The organism is Streptomyces tsukubensis (assembly GCF_003932715.1).
In the GTDB taxonomy this organism is placed as follows: domain Bacteria; phylum Actinomycetota; class Actinomycetes; order Streptomycetales; family Streptomycetaceae; genus Streptomyces; species Streptomyces tsukubensis.
This window is the reverse complement of record NZ_CP020700.1, coordinates 2,568,013-2,583,764: the sequence shown is the minus strand read 5'-3', so window position 1 is coordinate 2,583,764 and position 15,752 is coordinate 2,568,013. Positions and strand designations below refer to the sequence as shown.

The 15,752-nt window shown below is 71.0% G+C and carries 12 protein-coding genes; 7 read left to right on the top strand and 5 right to left on the bottom strand.

All coding sequences use genetic code 11. The features are described 5' to 3' along the window. Positions 1-126: 126 nt before the first annotated feature. Positions 127-2,334, top strand: a complete 2,208-nt coding sequence (recD2, locus tag B7R87_RS09760) for an SF1B family DNA helicase RecD2 (RefSeq protein ID WP_006349206.1) — start codon at positions 127-129, stop codon at positions 2,332-2,334. 230 nt (positions 2,335-2,564) lie between these two features. Beyond that, positions 2,565-3,854: a citrate synthase gene (locus B7R87_RS09755; RefSeq protein ID WP_006349207.1), complete on the top strand. Its 1,290-nt coding sequence runs from the start codon at positions 2,565-2,567 to the stop codon at positions 3,852-3,854. Positions 3,855-4,547: 693 nt separating this feature from the next. Here B7R87_RS09755 and B7R87_RS09750 read toward each other — a convergent pair. The 4 genes from B7R87_RS09750 to B7R87_RS09735 form a co-directional block, all read right to left on the bottom strand. Then, positions 4,548-4,865, bottom strand: coding sequence for a heavy-metal-associated domain-containing protein (locus tag B7R87_RS09750; RefSeq protein ID WP_040916267.1), 318 nt, complete (start codon positions 4,863-4,865; stop codon positions 4,548-4,550). A gap of 166 nt (positions 4,866-5,031) precedes the next feature. Continuing rightward, positions 5,032-5,685, bottom strand: a complete 654-nt coding sequence (locus tag B7R87_RS09745; RefSeq protein ID WP_006349209.1) for a GNAT family N-acetyltransferase — start codon at positions 5,683-5,685, stop codon at positions 5,032-5,034. A 216-nt stretch (positions 5,686-5,901) separates the two neighbouring features. After that, positions 5,902-6,099, bottom strand: coding sequence for a helix-turn-helix transcriptional regulator (locus tag B7R87_RS09740; protein ID WP_006349210.1), 198 nt, complete (start codon positions 6,097-6,099; stop codon positions 5,902-5,904). Positions 6,100-6,431: 332 nt separating this feature from the next. Next, positions 6,432-7,343, bottom strand: coding sequence for a sugar phosphate isomerase/epimerase family protein (locus B7R87_RS09735; protein ID WP_006349211.1), 912 nt, complete (start codon positions 7,341-7,343; stop codon positions 6,432-6,434). A 174-nt stretch (positions 7,344-7,517) separates the two neighbouring features. Here B7R87_RS09735 and iolC point away from each other — a divergent pair, with 174 nt between their 5' ends. The 5 genes from iolC (at position 7,518) to B7R87_RS09710 (ending at position 14,120) form a co-directional block, all read left to right on the top strand. Beyond that, a complete protein-coding gene (gene iolC / locus B7R87_RS09730; RefSeq protein WP_006349212.1) occupies positions 7,518-8,612 on the top strand; it encodes a 5-dehydro-2-deoxygluconokinase in 1,095 nt (364 codons plus the stop codon). Then, positions 8,609-9,493, top strand: coding sequence for a Cgl0159 family (beta/alpha)8-fold protein (locus tag B7R87_RS09725; protein ID WP_006349213.1), 885 nt, complete (start codon positions 8,609-8,611; stop codon positions 9,491-9,493). The genes iolC and B7R87_RS09725 overlap by 4 nt, the downstream gene beginning before the upstream one ends. A 102-nt stretch (positions 9,494-9,595) precedes the next feature. Then, the gene (gene iolB, locus B7R87_RS09720) at positions 9,596-10,639 is read left to right on the top strand and encodes a 5-deoxy-glucuronate isomerase (RefSeq protein WP_006349214.1); all 1,044 of its coding nucleotides are present in this window, start codon (positions 9,596-9,598) and stop codon (positions 10,637-10,639) included. Next, positions 10,636-12,528, top strand: coding sequence for a 3D-(3,5/4)-trihydroxycyclohexane-1,2-dione acylhydrolase (decyclizing) (gene iolD / locus B7R87_RS09715; RefSeq protein ID WP_130584615.1), 1,893 nt, complete (start codon positions 10,636-10,638; stop codon positions 12,526-12,528). The genes iolB and iolD overlap by 4 nt, the downstream gene beginning before the upstream one ends. Positions 12,529-12,617: 89 nt before the next feature. After that, entirely contained in the window at positions 12,618-14,120 is a 1,503-nt protein-coding gene (locus tag B7R87_RS09710) for a CoA-acylating methylmalonate-semialdehyde dehydrogenase (RefSeq protein WP_006349217.1), read from the top strand. A gap of 68 nt (positions 14,121-14,188) precedes the next feature. Here the strand turns inward: B7R87_RS09710 and B7R87_RS09705 are convergent, their stop codons facing one another. After that, the gene (locus tag B7R87_RS09705) at positions 14,189-15,748 is read right to left on the bottom strand and encodes an ATP-binding protein (RefSeq protein ID WP_006349218.1); all 1,560 of its coding nucleotides are present in this window, start codon (positions 15,746-15,748) and stop codon (positions 14,189-14,191) included. Positions 15,749-15,752 lie beyond the last annotated feature (4 nt).

Genomic DNA, 15,752 nt, shown 5'->3' with positions numbered 1-15,752 from the left:
CACGGTAGCCGCGGGCGCCGGACGGCCCGGAGTTTTCCACAGGCGGCCGCCGGGGCTCGGCCGTGCTCGGCCGTGCGTATCCACAGGCCCGCCCGCGCTGTCGGACCGTGACGGTAGCGTCGGGGCATGTCCAATCTCGCTGTCCTCGAAGGGGTCCTGGAGCGGATCACGTACGCCAACGAGGAGAACGGCTACACGGTCGCCCGGGTCGACACCGGCCGGGGCGCCGGCGACCTGCTCACCGTGGTCGGCTCGCTGCTCGGTGCCCAGCCCGGCGAGTCCCTGCGGATGGAGGGCCGCTGGGGCTCCCATCCGCAGTACGGCAAGCAGTTCACCGTGGAGAACTACACGACGGTCCTGCCCGCCACGATCCAGGGCATCCGCCGCTATCTCGGCTCCGGCCTGATCAAGGGCATCGGGCCGCGGATCGCGGAGCGGATCGTCGACCACTTCGGTACGGACACCCTCGACGTCATCGAGCAGGAGCCGGGCCGGCTCGTCGAGGTCCCCGGCCTCGGCCCCAAGCGGACCAAGCTGATCGGCACGGCCTGGGAGGAGCAGAAGGCCATCAAGGAGGTCATGGTCTTCCTCCAGGGCGTCGGCGTCTCCACCTCCATCGCCGTCCGCATCTACAAGAAGTACGAGGACGCGTCGATCTCCGTCGTGAAGAACCAGCCCTACCGGCTCGCCGCCGACGTCTGGGGCATCGGCTTCCTCACCGCCGACCGCATCGCCCAGGCCGTCGGGATACCGCACGACAGCCCGGAGCGCGTCAAGGCCGGTCTGCAGTACGCCCTGTCGCAATCCACCGACCAGGGGCACTGCTTCCTGCCCGAGGAGCGGCTGATCGCCGATGCCGTGAAACTGCTCCAGGTCGACACCGGACTGGTCATCGAGTGCCTGGCCGAGCTGGCCGCCGACGCGGAGGGGGTGGTCAGGGAGCAGGTCCCAGGACCCGAGGGCGGCGAGCCGGTCACCGCCGTCTATCTCGTGCCCTTCCACCGGGCCGAGCTGTCCCTGGCCGCCCAGGTGCTGCGGCTGCTGCGGACCCCCGAGGACCGGATGCCGGCCTTCCGGGACGTCGACTGGGACAAGGCCCTGGCCTGGCTGGCGGAGCGGACAGGAGCCGAGCTGGCGCCCGAGCAGGAGGCCGCCGTACGGCTCGCGCTGACCAGCCGGGTCGCAGTGCTGACGGGCGGGCCCGGCTGCGGCAAGTCGTTCACCGTCCGCTCCGTGGTGGAGCTGGCCCGGGCGAAGAAGGCCAAGGTGCTGCTGGCCGCCCCCACCGGCCGAGCGGCCAAGCGGCTGGCCGAGCTGACCGGCGCCGAGGCGTCCACCGTCCACCGGCTGCTGGAGCTGAAACCCGGCGGTGACGCGGCGTACGACCGCGACCGGCCGCTCGACGCCGACCTCGTCGTGGTCGACGAGGCGTCGATGCTCGACCTGCTGCTCGCCAACAAGCTGGTGAAGGCCGTGGCCCCCGGGGCGCATCTGCTGCTCGTGGGCGATGTGGACCAGCTGCCCAGCGTGGGCGCCGGAGAGGTGCTGCGGGATCTGCTCGCCGACGGCGGCCCGGTGCCCCATGTCCGGCTGACCCGGATCTTCCGCCAGGCGCAGCAGTCCGGAGTGGTCACCAACGCCCACCGCATCAACTCCGGCGAGCAGCCACTCACCACCGGTCTGTCCGATTTCTTTCTGTTCGTGGAGGAGGAGACCGAGGACGCGGGCAAGCTGGCGGTCGATGTGGCAGCCCGTAGGATTCCGGCCAAATTCGGTCTCGACCCCCGCCGGGACGTGCAGGTCCTCGCCCCGATGCACCGGGGCCCCGCGGGCGCCGGAGTCCTCAACGGCCTGCTTCAGCAGGCGATTACCCCCGCCCGTCCCGACCTGGCCGAGAAGCGCTTCGGCGGCCGGGTCTTCCGGGTCGGCGACAAGGTCACCCAGATCCGTAACAACTATGACAAGGGCCAGAACGGGATCTTCAACGGCACGGTCGGTGTGGTGACCGCTCTGAACGTCGACGACCAGAAGCTGACGATCGTCACCGACGAGGACGAGGAGGTGGTCTACGACTTCGACGAACTGGACGAACTGGCCCATGCCTATGCGGTGACCATCCACCGTTCCCAGGGCAGCGAGTACCCCGCGGTGGTGATCCCGGTCACCACCGGCGCCTGGATGATGCTCCAGCGGAACCTGCTCTACACGGCGGTCACCCGGGCGAAGAAGCTGGTGGTGCTGGTCGGCTCCCGCCGGGCGATAGGGCAGGCCGTACGGACCGTTTCCGCGGGCAGACGCTGCACCGCGCTCGACCACCGGCTCTCGCGGGGCTGACCCTCCGCACGCTCCTCCGCCCGGGGGAGCCACGACCCCGCAGAGGGTGGGAATCGACACCCCGACTTCCGGAAATCGGGCGAACGGGGCAGGATGAGCAGGTTGGCGGCACTGAGTGCCGCCAATAGGCCCAAAGGTCGACCCCGAGTGCACTCTCATGCGCCAAATGGGGGATGGTAGAGACAGTCAGGGCACCTCGAAGAAGAGGCACTACGTCGGTGAGGGATGACGTGAGCGACAACTCTGTAGTACTGCGGTACGCGGACGGTGAATACACCTACCCGGTGGTCGAGAGCACCGTCGGTGACAAGGGCTTCGACATCGGGAAGCTCCGGGCCCAGACGGGCCTCGTGACCCTGGACAGCGGCTACGGCAATACGGCCGCCTACAAATCCGCGATCACCTACCTCGACGGCGAACAGGGCATCCTGCGCTACCGCGGTTACCCCATCGAGCAGCTCGCCGAGCGCTCCACCTTCGTCGAGGTGGCCTATCTGCTCATCAACGGCGAGCTACCCACCGTCGACGAGCTGGCCGCTTTCAAGAACGAGATCACCCAGCACACGCTGCTGCACGAGGACGTCAAGCGGTTCTTCGACGGCTTCCCGCGCGACGCCCACCCGATGGCGATGCTGTCCTCCGTGGTCAGCGCCCTGTCCACGTTCTACCAGGACAGCCACAACCCGTTCGACGAGAAGCAGCGCCACCTCTCGACGATCCGGCTGCTCGCCAAGCTGCCGACGATCGCGGCGTACGCCTACAAGAAGTCGATCGGCCACCCCTTCGTCTACCCGCGCAACGACCTGGGGTACGTGGAGAACTTCCTGCGGATGACCTTCTCGGTCCCCGCCCAGGAGTACGACCTGGACCCGGTCGTGGTCGCGGCCCTCGACAAGCTGCTCATCCTCCACGCCGACCACGAGCAGAACTGTTCGACCTCCACGGTCCGCCTGGTGGGCTCCTCGCAGGCGAACATGTTCGCGTCGATCTCGGCCGGTATCTCCGCGCTCTGGGGCCCGCTGCACGGCGGTGCCAACCAGTCGGTGCTGGAGATGCTGGAGGGCATCCAGGCCGCCGGCGGCGACGTCGACTCCTTCATCCGCAAGGTGAAGAACAAGGAAGACGGCGTGAAGCTCATGGGCTTCGGGCACCGCGTCTACAAGAACTTCGACCCCCGGGCGAAGATCATCAAGGCGGCGGCGCACGATGTCCTCTCCGCCCTCGGCAAGTCGGACGAGCTGCTGGACATCGCCCTCAAGCTGGAGGAGCACGCGCTGGCCGACGACTACTTCGTCGAGCGCAAGCTCTACCCGAACGTCGACTTCTACACCGGCCTGATCTACCGGGCCATGGGCTTCCCGACCGAGATGTTCACCGTGCTCTTCGCGCTCGGCCGGCTGCCCGGCTGGATCGCCCAGTGGCACGAGATGATCAAGGAGCCCGGCTCCCGTATCGGCCGCCCGCGGCAGATCTACACGGGTGAGGTCCTCCGCGACTTCGTCCCTGTCGAGGCCCGCTGACCGAGCCGCAGCAAGCGGAAAGCGCCCCACCGCCGATCCCCCCACGGGTCGGCGAGCGGGGCGCTTCCCATATCCCCGGAGCGGATTCCCCCCACGGGATCCGGCCGGGTGTCTGCGACCGCAGTTACTGCTCACGCGGTATGCCGGGGTACGTACGCACGGGAGGGCCGCTCAAAGCTCCCCGGGCACGTGCCCCGGCCAACGCTTGCCTGAGATGTCCCCCAAGACATCCCATGAACGTCCCCCAAGACGTTCCCGGCATCGTCCATTTAGACCCTTGGAGGGCCTCAATGGTTACCCCTCAATATCTGTGATCTAGGTCTCTTTGTGAAGGTCTTGTGCCTCACATGTAGCTGCCGGACGGCTGTCGACGGCCCGGCGGGTGATCGCCCCGGACCGGGCGGGCCCGCTCGTCCGGAACTGTCGATCACGGTGATGAGCAGGGGGAACGTCGGGAGAACCGCCGCCGGGACGGTGATCGTCCGCCCCTGGAAAGCGCTCTCTCCCGGATCCGGAAGCGCCTCTTGATGAGAGGCGGATCACGTTCGCACGTGTCCGGAATGTCGCCGATACCGCCCGCGGGAAGGCGCGGGCACGCCCCGGATGTCCCCGAGTGGCCCGGTCGTGCGGACGGGCCGCACGGGACGTCCGCGGAGAACGGTCCCGTACGGCCCGGAAAGGGCTTGCCCCGGATCAGGCGGTGCCGGCCAGCTCGTAACCCGCCTCGTCCACGGCGTCGCGCACGGCGGCCTCGTCGAGCGGGGCCTCCGAAACGACGGTGACCAGGCCCGTGGCGGCGACCGCCGTTACGGAGGTGACGCCCGCGATGGCGGAGACCTCCTCCGAGATCGCCCCCTCGCAGTGGCCGCAGGTCATGCCCTTCACCTGGTAGACGGCGGTGACGGCGCCCTGCGCCCCGGCCTCGGCGGCGCCCGTACCGCAGGAGCTTCCGCCGCAGCAGCTCGACGCGGGGGCCGTCTCGATGATCTCGATGTCGGACTGGGTGCTCATGGCGTTCTCCTCGTGGGCGTCGGGGGGCGCATTGCGGGTGGACCGGGACGGGTGGTGATCCCGTGGCCCGTGCTGCACACCATACTATACCCCTAGGGGGTATGGAATCCTCTGGTGCGTGTCGCCGTCCGCAACTCCCGCGCGGCCGGGAGGGCGCCGGTGTCCGTCAGGGCCGGTGCAGCGCCCGCCACTCATGGGCCAGGACCGACATCGCCGTGGCGTCCACCCAGGTGTCACCGTGGCGCAGCACCTCCCGCTCGACGCCCTCCGCGACGAAGCCCACCTTCTCGTAGACCCGCCGGGCCCGGGGATTGAAGGCGAAGACGCTGAGGGCGATGCGGTGGAGACCGATGTGCTCGAAGCCGTGGTCCACGATCATCCGTGTGGCCTCGGTGCCCAGTCCACGGCCCCGGCCCTCCGGCCCGATCAGCGTGCGGAAGCGGCAGTTTCGGTTCGCGGGATCCCATTCGTGGAGTACGACTTCCCCGACGACCCGGCCGCTCGTCCGGTCGACGACCGCGAGGTCGAGCCGGTCGTGCTGGTCGTTGCGGCTGGTGTACCAGGTGTGCAGGGCGGCCGTCGCCTGCGGGTCCGCGGCGTCCGACTCCTCCTCGTCGGTGGAGCCGGTGAACCGCAGGACCTCGGGGTCGTCCAGGATCGCGGCCATCACGGGGACATCCGCCTCGGTGAAGGGGCGGAGCGTCACCCTCTCGCCGTGGAGGGTGGGTTTGAGGGAGAAACCGGTGGTGTCGGCGCTGCCAGTGATGCTGGTGGTGGCAGCGGTGTCGGCGATATCGGTGGTGTGGGGCATGAGCCGCATTCTCGGAAGTCCGCCGGGCCCGGACAAGCGGATTTGCCGCGCCCCGGGACTGCCGGGCGCCGGCCCGGAGGCCGTTCCCGGCGGCGAGGCGTCCCGGCGGGGGTCCGGGGCGCCCGGGGGAGGGTTGGGGCGTACAGGGGCTCTGCGGGGGCTTTACGGGGGCGTCCCGCACCCCTCATGGGGGTGCGGGACGCCGGGACCGGGCCGCGCGTCGGGTCAGCGGCGGCCGCGGTTGTTGCCGGGACGGTTGGCCACCCAGGTGCGGATGGTGTCCGCGTACCAGTACGGCTTCCCGCCCTCGACCAGGTCGGGCGGCGGCAGATGTCCGTGCTTGCGGTAGGAGCGGACGGTGTCCGGCTGCACCTGGATGTGTGCGGCGATCTCCTTGTACGACCAGAGCCTTCTGTCCGACATCTGTGAGACACCTCCTTGCGGGCGCCGCAGTCGTGGTGGGGGGACCGCGAAGGACCTGCGGCGGATGCGCTTGGCGAGCACCGAGCCTGTCCCCGCGGGCCCCGCCGCGGGAGGGGAAGTGCCGCGGTGTTGATCACCTGTGACGGAAGACCCGCGTAATGGAGATATATCCGATCATCGGCATAAACCGCCCCGGGCGGTCGCGCGCCGGTCCGGCCGGGTCCGTACGCCGGTCGTGCACCCCGGCTCATGCGCCCTGCCGAGCAACTGCGCGCCCCCCCATGGCCGGAACGCCCGGGGCCCGTGCAGCCCCCGCCCGCAGCGGTACGGCCTCAGGCTCCGCAGGAGCGCAGGAAGCGCCGGGTCCGCTCCGCGATCGGGAACGGCTTGTCCGGCGGGCACGGATACATGTCCTGTTCGACGATGGCGAACAGTTCGATGCCGAGCGCCTGTGCCGCGGCCAGGACCGGTTCCAGCGCCGGCACCCCGCCCGGCGGCTCGCACATCACACCCCGCGCCACCGCGGGCCCGAACGGCACCCCTTCCGCCACCACCCCGGCCAGTACCTCCGGATCGACCTGCTTCAGATGGAGGTAGCCGATCCGCTCCCCGTAGGTCTCGATGAGCTTCACGCTGTCGCCGCCGCAGTAGGCGTAGTGCCCCGTGTCGAGGCAGAGGGAGACCAGCGCGGGGTCGGTGGCGTCCAGAAAGCGGGCCACGTTCTCCTCGCCGTCGATATGGGTGTCGGCGTGCGGATGGACGACGATCTCCAGCCCGTACCGCTCACGGACCTCCCGCCCGAGCCGTTCCGTCTGACGGGTCAGATCGCGCCACTGTTCCGCCGTCAGAGTGCTGTCCTCCAGCACCTTCCCCGTCTTGTCGTCCCGCCAGAAGGACGGGATGACCACCAGATGGCGGGCGCCCATCGCCTCCGTCAGCGCGGCGATGGCCGAGACGTGCGCCCAGGTCTCGTCCCAGACGGCGGGGCCGTGGTGGAGCCCGGTGAAAACGGTGCCGGCCGACACCTTCAGGCCCCGGCGCCCGGTCTCGGCGGCCAGTACCGCCGGATCGGAGGGCAGATAGCCGTAAGGGCCCAGTTCGATCCACTCGTACCCCGCTTCGGCGACCTCGTCGAGGAAGCGCCGCCACGGGACCTGCCGGGGGTCGTCGGGGAACCACACGCCCCAGGAGTCGGGGGCCGAGCCGATCCGGATGCGGTTCAGGGGAGCGACGGGGCTGGTCATACCGTCGAGCTTTCCGGCCGCCCCGAAAGGGTGTCAAGCCTTCGTCCGAATGTCAGGACAAAATATTGACAGGGCTCCGCACCGGCTATTAGACCTGTGCGCATCCGGACCCGTGCGCACCGCCTCACCGGTCCGGGGGACCGGGCGCCGAACCGCAGGACCGAAGGGACGCGCATGCCTCAGCCGTACGACCCGCCGCCGTACGACGTGATCACCATGGGCCGGATCGGCGTCGACCTGTACCCGCTGCGGACCGGCGTCCCGCTGGCCGAGGCCGACACCTTCGGCAAGTTCCTCGGCGGCTCCGCGAGCAACGTGGCCGTCGGCGCGGCCCGCCTCGGCCGCCGTACCGCCGTGATCACCCGCACCGGCAGCGACCCCTTCGGGGAGTACCTCCACCGCGCCCTGCGCGACTTCGGCGTCGACGACCGCTGGGTCACCCCCGTCCCCGCCTATCCGACCCCGGTCACCTTCTGCGAGATCTTCCCGCCGGACGACTTCCCGCTCTACTTCTACCGGCAGCCCAAGGCCCCCGACCTGGAGATCCGTACCGACGAACTCGACCTGGCCGAGATCCGGCGGGCCCGGGTCTTCTGGGTGACCGGCACCGGTCTGAGCGCCGAGCCCAGCCGCGGCGCCACCCAGGCCGCGCTCGCCCACCGGGACCGCGCCGGGCTCACCGTCCTCGACCTCGACTGGCGGCCGATGTTCTGGCGGGACCCGGAGACGGCCCGCCCGTACTACCGCGAGGCCCTCGGCTTCGCGACCGTCGCCGTCGGCAACGTCGACGAGTGCGAGATCGCCACGGGGGAGCGCGACCCGGAGACCGCCGCCCGGGCGCTGCTCGCCGCCGGAGCCGAACTCGCCGTGGTCAAACAGGGCCCGAAGGGCGTCCTCGCGCTCCACCGCGACGGCACCCGGGCCGAGGTCCCGCCCGTCCCCGTCGAGGTCGTCAACGGTCTGGGCGCGGGGGACGCCTTCGGCGGCGCGCTCTGCCACGGACTGCTGGCCGGTCTGCCGCTGGAGCAGGTCATGCGGTACGCCAACGCGGCCGGGGCGATCGTGGCGGCCAGGCTCGCCTGTTCCAGCGCGATGCCGTACCCGGACGAGGTCGAACAGGTCCTCGCGGGCGGCCCCGTACCGCCGGAACGGACCCCTCCGCCAACCGCACAGTCGCCAACCGCGCAGTCGCCATCCGCACAGCCGCCGTCCGGGCCCGCCCCCGGCACCGCCACCCCCGGCACCGCCGTTCCCGGGGCGCCGTCGTGAGCCGGGTCTCCATCACCGGACTGACCGGGATCCGCAGCCGCCACCCCGAAGCCGTCGCCGAAGCGGCGGCCCGCCGCAGCCGGCGGCCCCGGCTCCTGGGCGAGACCGGCCGGCTGATGATCATCGCGGCCGACCATCCCGCGCGGGGCGCCCTCGCCGTCGGGGACCGCCGGCTCGCCATGGCCAACCGGATCGACCTGCTGGAGCGGCTCTGTCTCGCGCTCTCGCGGCCCGGCGTGGACGGTGTGCTCGCCACCGCCGACATCCTCGACGACCTGCTGCTCCTCGGCGCGCTGGAGGACCGGATCGTCATCGGCTCCATGAACCGCGGCGGCCTCGCGGGCGCCGCCTTCGAGCTCGACGACCGTTTCACCGGCCACCGCCCCCGCGATCTGGTCCGGCTCGGGTTCGACGCGGGGAAGCTGCTGCTGCGCATCGACTACGACGACCCGGGGTCGCTCGACACCCTCCACACCACGGCACGGACCATCGACGAGATGGCCGAGCATCGACTTCCGGTCTTTGTGGAGCCGTTCATCTGCCACCGGGTGGACGGGAAGCTCCGCAGCGACCTCGGCGCCGAAGCCGTCACCCGGTCGATAGCCATCGCCTCGGGCCTGGCCGGAACGTCCGCGTACACCTGGCTGAAGGTCCCCGTGACCGAGGATCCCGCCGATATGGAGGCCGTTCTGGAGACCTCCACGCTGCCTGCCGTCATCCTGGGGGGCGAGATCGGGGACGATCAGCACGGTGCGTACGAGAGGTGGCGGACGGCGCTGCGACTGCCCACCGTGCAGGGTCTTGTGGTGGGGCGTTCGCTGCTCTACCCCGTGGACGGCGATGTCGCCAAGGCCGTCGACACGGCCGTGGGCCTGCTCTGACGGCAACCGGGGCGCACCGCGGGCAGCGGAAGCGGCCCGGCGACGGCAACGGCGACGGCATCGGCAACGGCACGACGGTATCGAGAGGGAGCGTACGGAGCGATGAGCAGCGACGAGACCGGCGGGCGGCCCTTGGACCGGTACGTTCCGGCGGGCAGCGCCGCCGACGGGCCGTACGCCCTGCGGATCGACCCCGGCGATCCCGCCCGGCCGGGCTGGGAGCACACCGGCGTCCGGATCCTTGAACTCCCCCCGGGCGGCTCCCACTCCTTCCCGACGGGCGATGCCGAGTGGATCGTGCTGCCGCTGGCGGGAAGCTGCACGGTCACGGCCGACGGCGCGTTTTTCGAACTGCTGGGACGGGAAAACGTGTTCAGCGGGGTCTCCGACTTCGCGTACGTCCCCCGTGACACCCGGGCACAGATCGCCTCCGGTGCGGGAGGCCGCTTCGCCTTGGCAGGAGCGAAGTGCGAGCGACGACTCCCCGCTCGCTACGGCCCCGCGCCGGAGGTACCGGTCGAGCTGCGCGGTACGGGCAACTGCTCGCGCCAGGTCAACAACTTCGCGGCGGCGGGCGTGTTCGACTGCGACCGGCTGATCGCGGTGGAGGTGCTGACCCCCGGCGGGAACTGGTCGTCCTATCCGCCGCACAAGCACGACGAGTACCGGCCGGGCTCCGAATCCGTCCTGGAGGAGATCTACTACTTCGAGATCGACGGCGGCGGCCTCGGCTATCAGCGCGTATCGCCGTCCAGGACGGGTGGTACGGACGTCCTGGCCGAAGTCCGCGGCGGGGACGCGGTGCTGATCCCGGACGGCTGGCACGGTCCTTCGATCGCCCCGCCCGGCCGGACCATGTACTACCTCAATGTGATGGCGGGGCCGGGTCCGGAGCGGGAGTGGCTGATCTGCGACCATCCCGACCACGCGTGGATCCGGGGCACCTGGCCGGAGCAGCCCGTCGACGCCCGGCTGCCGTTGTACGGGGCCCCGCCGGGCCCGAGACCCGGCCCGGATCCGAGCCCGGCCCCGCGTCCCGCGCCCCCGTCCGACCCGGAGCCCTCGTCCGACCCTGTGTACCCGTCCGACCCTGTGACCCCGCCCGCCACAGCGCCCCCGTCCGCCACCGAGGAAGGACACCGATGACCACCCGGCTCACCGTCGCCCAGGCGCTCGTCGCCTTTCTCAGCCGCCAGTACACCGAACGCGACGGCCGCCGCCACCGGCTGATCGCCGCCACCTGGGGCATCTTCGGCCACGGCAACGTCGCCGGGATCGGCCAGGCACTGGTCGAGTCCGGCACCGGACCGGATTCCCCGATGCCGTACTACCAGGGCCGTAACGAACAGGCCATGGTCCATGCCGCCGTCGGCTACGCCCGCCAGTCGCGCCGGCTCTCGGCGCACGCCGTCACCACCTCCATCGGCCCGGGCGCCACCAATCTCGTCACCGGCGCCGCGCTCGCCACGGTCAACCGGCTGCCGGTCCTGCTGCTGCCCGGTGACGTCTTCGCCGGCCGGCCCGCCGATCCGGTGCTCCAGCAGCTCGAAGTCCCCTACGCGGGCGATGTGTCGGTCAACGACGCGCTGCGGCCCGTCTCCCGCTGGTTCGACCGGATCACCCGCCCGGAGGCGCTGATTCCGGCCGCGTTGGCGGCCGTACGGGTCCTTGCCGACCCCGCCGAGACCGGTGCCGTGACGCTGGCGCTGCCCCAGGACGTCCAGGCGGAGGCGTACGACTGGCCCGAGGAGTTCTTTGCCGAACGCGTCTGGCGGGTGGCCCGTCCGCGCCCCGACCGCCGGGCCCTGGCGGAGGCCGCGCACACCGTGGCGGCGGCCCGCCGGCCCCTGCTCGTCGCGGGCGGCGGCGTCCACCACTCCGAGGCCGAGGAGGCCCTGCGGACCTTCGCCGACGCCACCGGGATCCCCGTCGCCACGACCCAGGCGGGGAAGGGCGCACTGCCGTACGACCACCCCTGCGAGGTGGGCGGAATCGGCCATACCGGTACCGCGACGGCCGATGAACTGGCCCGTACCGCCGATCTCGTCATCGGCGTCGGCACCCGCTGGTCCGATTTCACCACCGCCTCCTCCACCCTTTTCCAGAACCCGGCCGTCCGGTTCCTCAACATCAATGTGACCTCCTTCGACGCCCATAAACTGGCCGGGCTCTCGGTCGTGGCCGATGCGCGGGCCGGGCTGGAGGAGCTGACGGAGGCGCTGGCGGCGACCGGCGGACACCGGGTCCCGGAGGCGTACGAAAGCGGCTACGGGGAGCGCAAGGCGGACTGGGAGCGCTTGGTGGACACCGCGTACGCCCCCGCCGATCCCGGCGCACGCCCCACCCAGCCCCAGGTGCTCGGCGCCCTGGACGCGCTGGTCACCGGGGACGACATCCTGATCAACGCGGCCGGTTCGCTCCCCGGTGATCTGCACAAGCTCTGGCGGGCGCGCTCCGCCGACCAGTACCACGTGGAGTACGGCTACTCCTGCATGGGCTACGAGATCCCCGCCGCCATCGGCGTCGCCCTGGCGGCCCCCGGCCGGCCCGTCTGGGCCCTCGTCGGAGACGGTACGTATCTGATGAACCCCACCGAGATCGTCACCGCCGTCCAGGAGAACGTCCCGATCAAGGTGATCATCCTCCAGAACCACGGCTATGCGTCGATCGGCGGCCTCTCGGAGTCCGTCGGCGCCGAAGGGTTCGGTACGGCCTACCGGCACCGCGCGCCCGACGGTACGTACACGGGCGGCCCGCTCCCCGTCGACCTGGCGGCCAACGCGGCCTCCCTCGGCCTCCGGGTCATCCGCGCCCGTACCGTACGTGACCTGCGGGAAGCCCTGGCCGAAGCCCGCTGGTCGGACGTGCCCACAGGTGTCTACGTGGAGACCGAAACGGCAGACACTGTGTCGGGCGCGCCCCCGGCACAGGCGTGGTGGGATGTTCCTGTGGCGGAGACGGCGACCCGTCCCTCCGCGATCAGGGCGCGGGAGGAGTACGAACGGCGGATCGCCGCCCGGCGCCGCCATCTGTGATCCGGCCGGCGCCTGCCGTCCGGTCCGCCCGGTGACCCCCGCCCGGCCCCCCGCCGGAACGTCCGCAGCTTGTGAAGGAGCCTCTCGCGATGACGAAGACCGTCAACCACTGGATCGGTGGCAAGACCGTCGAAGGCGCGTCCGGCAACTGGGGCGAGGTCACGGACCCCGCGACCGGCGCCGTGACCACCAGGGTGGCGCTGGCCTCGGCGGACGAGGTCGGGGCCGCCGTCGCCACGGCCAAGGAGGCGTTTCGGAGCTGGGGCACCTCGTCGCTGGCCGCGCGGACCGCGGTCCTCTTCCGCTACCGGGCGCTGCTGGACGCCCGCCGCGACGATATCGCCGCGCTGATCACCGCCGAGCACGGCAAGGTGCACTCGGACGCGCTCGGGGAGGTGGCGCGCGGACTGGAGATCGTCGAACTGGCCTGCGGGATCACCACCCAGCTCAAGGGCGAGCTGTCGACCCAGGTCTCCAGCCGGGTCGACGTCGCCGCGATCCGCCAGCCGCTGGGGGTCGTCGCGGGCATCACCCCGTTCAACTTCCCCGCGATGGTGCCGATGTGGATGTTCCCGCTCGCCGTCGCCTGCGGGAACACCTTCGTCCTGAAGCCCAGTGAGAAGGACCCCTCGGCCGCGAACCTCCTGGCCGAACTGGCCTCGGAGGCGGGGCTGCCCGACGGCGTGCTCAATGTGGTCCACGGCGACAAGGTCGCGGTCGACGCGCTGCTGGAGCACCCCGATGTGGCCGCGGTCTCCTTCGTCGGCTCCACCCCCATCGCCCGCTATATCCACACCACCGCCTCCGCCAACGGCAAGCGCGTCCAGGCGCTCGGCGGCGCCAAGAACCACATGCTGGTCCTGCCCGACGCGGATCTGGACGCGGCCGCCGACGCCGCGGTCTCGGCGGCGTACGGCTCCGCGGGCGAGCGCTGTATGGCGATCTCCGCCGTCGTCGCCCTCGACTCCGTCGCCGACGACCTTGTGGAGAAGATCCGCGAGCGCGCCGCGAAGATCGTCATCGGCCCCGGTACGGACCCCGCGTCCGAGATGGGTCCCCTGATCACCCGCGCCCACCGCGACAAGGTCGCCTCCTATGTGACCGGGGCGGCAGCCCAGGGCGCCGAGGTCGTCCTCGACGGCACCGGCTACACGGTCGAGGGCCATGAGGACGGGCACTGGATCGGCCTCTCCCTCCTCGACCGGGTCTCCACCGCCTCCGACGCCTACCGCGACGAGATCTTCGGCCCGGTGCTCTGCGTGCTACGGGTCGCGACGTACGAGGAGGGCGTGGCGCTGATCAACGCCTCGCCGTACGGCAACGGCACCGCGATCTTCACCCGGGACGGCGGCGCCGCCCGCCGCTTCCAGCTGGAGGTCGAAGCCGGCATGGTCGGCGTCAACGTCCCGATCCCGGTCCCCGTCGGCTACCACTCCTTCGGCGGCTGGAAGGACTCCCTCTTCGGCGACCACCACATCTACGGAAACGACGGCGTGCACTTCTACACCCGCGGCAAGGTCGTCACCACCCGCTGGCCCGACCCCTCGGAGCCGCACGCGGGCGTCGACCTGGGGTTCCCCCGTAACGACTGATCCCGGACGACTGATTCCGGACCACGATCCTGATCGGCCCGGGGCCCGCCGCGGCCCCGGGCCGGTCGTCAGCCGCCGGTACGGTCCAGCAGCTCCATGATCTCGTCGCAGTACACCTGGAACGTCCGCTGCTCGACCGCTGTCACCACCGACATCCGGTTGTGCACCATGGGGTTGCGGACCTTCGCCAGCAGCGAGAAGCGTTCGTTCCAGTACGCCTTGTCCTTCTTCAGCAGCGGGCCGAAGAGATCCCAGTGCGAGGCCATCAGGTCGTACAGATCACGCGGATAGGTGAAGTCCAGCAGCCGCGTGGAGCCCCGGGCGCCGAACGACCGCTGCTCCCGGGCGCGCAGCTCCTCGCACTGGTCGAGCATGGCGACCAGCTTGGGCCGGACCTCCCGCAGCCGGTCCGGCCAGTCGGAGCCGTACCGCTCCTCGAAGACGGACTCCACCAGATCCCGGACGCGCAGCTCCACGGTCATCCAGCTGTCCCAGTGGTCCAGCTTCCGGCCGATCAGGGTCAGGAACTGCTGGAAGTCCTCGGAGAACGCGCGGTACGCGCCGTCCTCCACCCGGACCAGGCCCTGCTGGACCAGGACCAGGGCATCGTCCGGGGTGACCACGAGCTGGGGGCCGAGGACCACCTCCAGGAGCGCCCGGAGTCGGCCGTCGGCGCGCAGCAGCTCCTGGAGATCGCGGTAGTAGTACTGGAATTCGGCGGGCCGGGAGTGCGCGAGGCCCTCCAGCTCGTCGAGCAGCCGGAACGGGCGGCCCCGGGCGGCGCCGCAGACCCGGTCCAGCAGCACGCTCGCCAGATAGGGGTGCCCGCCGGTCAGCTCGCCGAGCCGGGCGACGGCGGCCGCCGGATCCTCCCCGTCTCCGTCCCCGTCGCCGTCGCCGTCCCGCTGGTGTGCAAAGCCCGGCACCCGGGCCGTGAGCGCCGTCAGCTCCTCGGTGTCGAAGCAGGTCAGAAAGAGGGAGCGGAAGATTCCGGCGAAGGTCGACTCATCGGGATCGGCCATGTCGACGATCTCGCGGAGCTCCCGGCGGGAGGTGGTGACCAGACCGATGTTCCAGTCGAGGTTGTACGCGATCTCCCGGAGCGCCTGGAAGGTGCCCGGCTCCGTACGGAACACCTCACGGGCCGCGTCGAACTCGTCCAGGACCAGCACCACCCGCCAGCCGCGCCGCCGGACCAGCCGGAGGAACTCCTGGGTCTCGCTCTGGGCCTGCCCCCAGAGGAGATCGGGTGCCACCGCCCGCTGGTAGGCGGCCGCGGTGCGCGCGTCGATATCGGGGGACCGCTCGGACAGCAGATCCCAGACGTCGTCGCAGAGCCTGCGGAAGACCTGCTGGATGCCCGCCTGCGTCCGTACGTTCATCCAGACCGGCAGCAGCTGGGGATGGGACACACGGGCGTCGGGCCGCATGAAGACGTGGTACGCCAGGCTCGACTTGCCGATCCGCGGCGGACCGATGATCGCGGTCGCACCCGCCGTCGACTGGTGCAGCACCCGCTCCAGCAGGACGTCCACGGCTCCGGTGCGGCCCACATGGGCCGGACCGTGCACGGGATGGCCGACCGTGGCGAAGGGATTGCCGGAACCGCCCGGCATCGGCTCGGTCACGGGG

Excerpts from the sequence above, each read along its gene's own strand:
- iolD (WP_130584615.1), top strand. The coding sequence starts at position 10,636 with ATGACCACCCGGCTCACCGTCGCCCAGGCGCTCGTCGCCTTTCTCAGC.
- B7R87_RS09750 (WP_040916267.1), bottom strand. The coding sequence starts at position 4,865 with ATGAGCACCCAGTCCGACATCGAGATCATCGAGACGGCCCCCGCGTCG.
- iolC (WP_006349212.1), top strand. The coding sequence starts at position 7,518 with ATGCCTCAGCCGTACGACCCGCCGCCGTACGACGTGATCACCATGGGC.
- B7R87_RS09735 (WP_006349211.1), bottom strand. The coding sequence starts at position 7,343 with ATGACCAGCCCCGTCGCTCCCCTGAACCGCATCCGGATCGGCTCGGCC.
- recD2 (WP_006349206.1), top strand. The coding sequence starts at position 127 with ATGTCCAATCTCGCTGTCCTCGAAGGGGTCCTGGAGCGGATCACGTAC.
- B7R87_RS09710 (WP_006349217.1), top strand. The coding sequence starts at position 12,618 with ATGACGAAGACCGTCAACCACTGGATCGGTGGCAAGACCGTCGAAGGC.
- B7R87_RS09745 (WP_006349209.1), bottom strand. The coding sequence starts at position 5,685 with ATGCGGCTCATGCCCCACACCACCGATATCGCCGACACCGCTGCCACC.
- iolB (WP_006349214.1), top strand. The coding sequence starts at position 9,596 with ATGAGCAGCGACGAGACCGGCGGGCGGCCCTTGGACCGGTACGTTCCG.
- B7R87_RS09740 (WP_006349210.1), bottom strand. The coding sequence starts at position 6,099 with ATGTCGGACAGAAGGCTCTGGTCGTACAAGGAGATCGCCGCACACATC.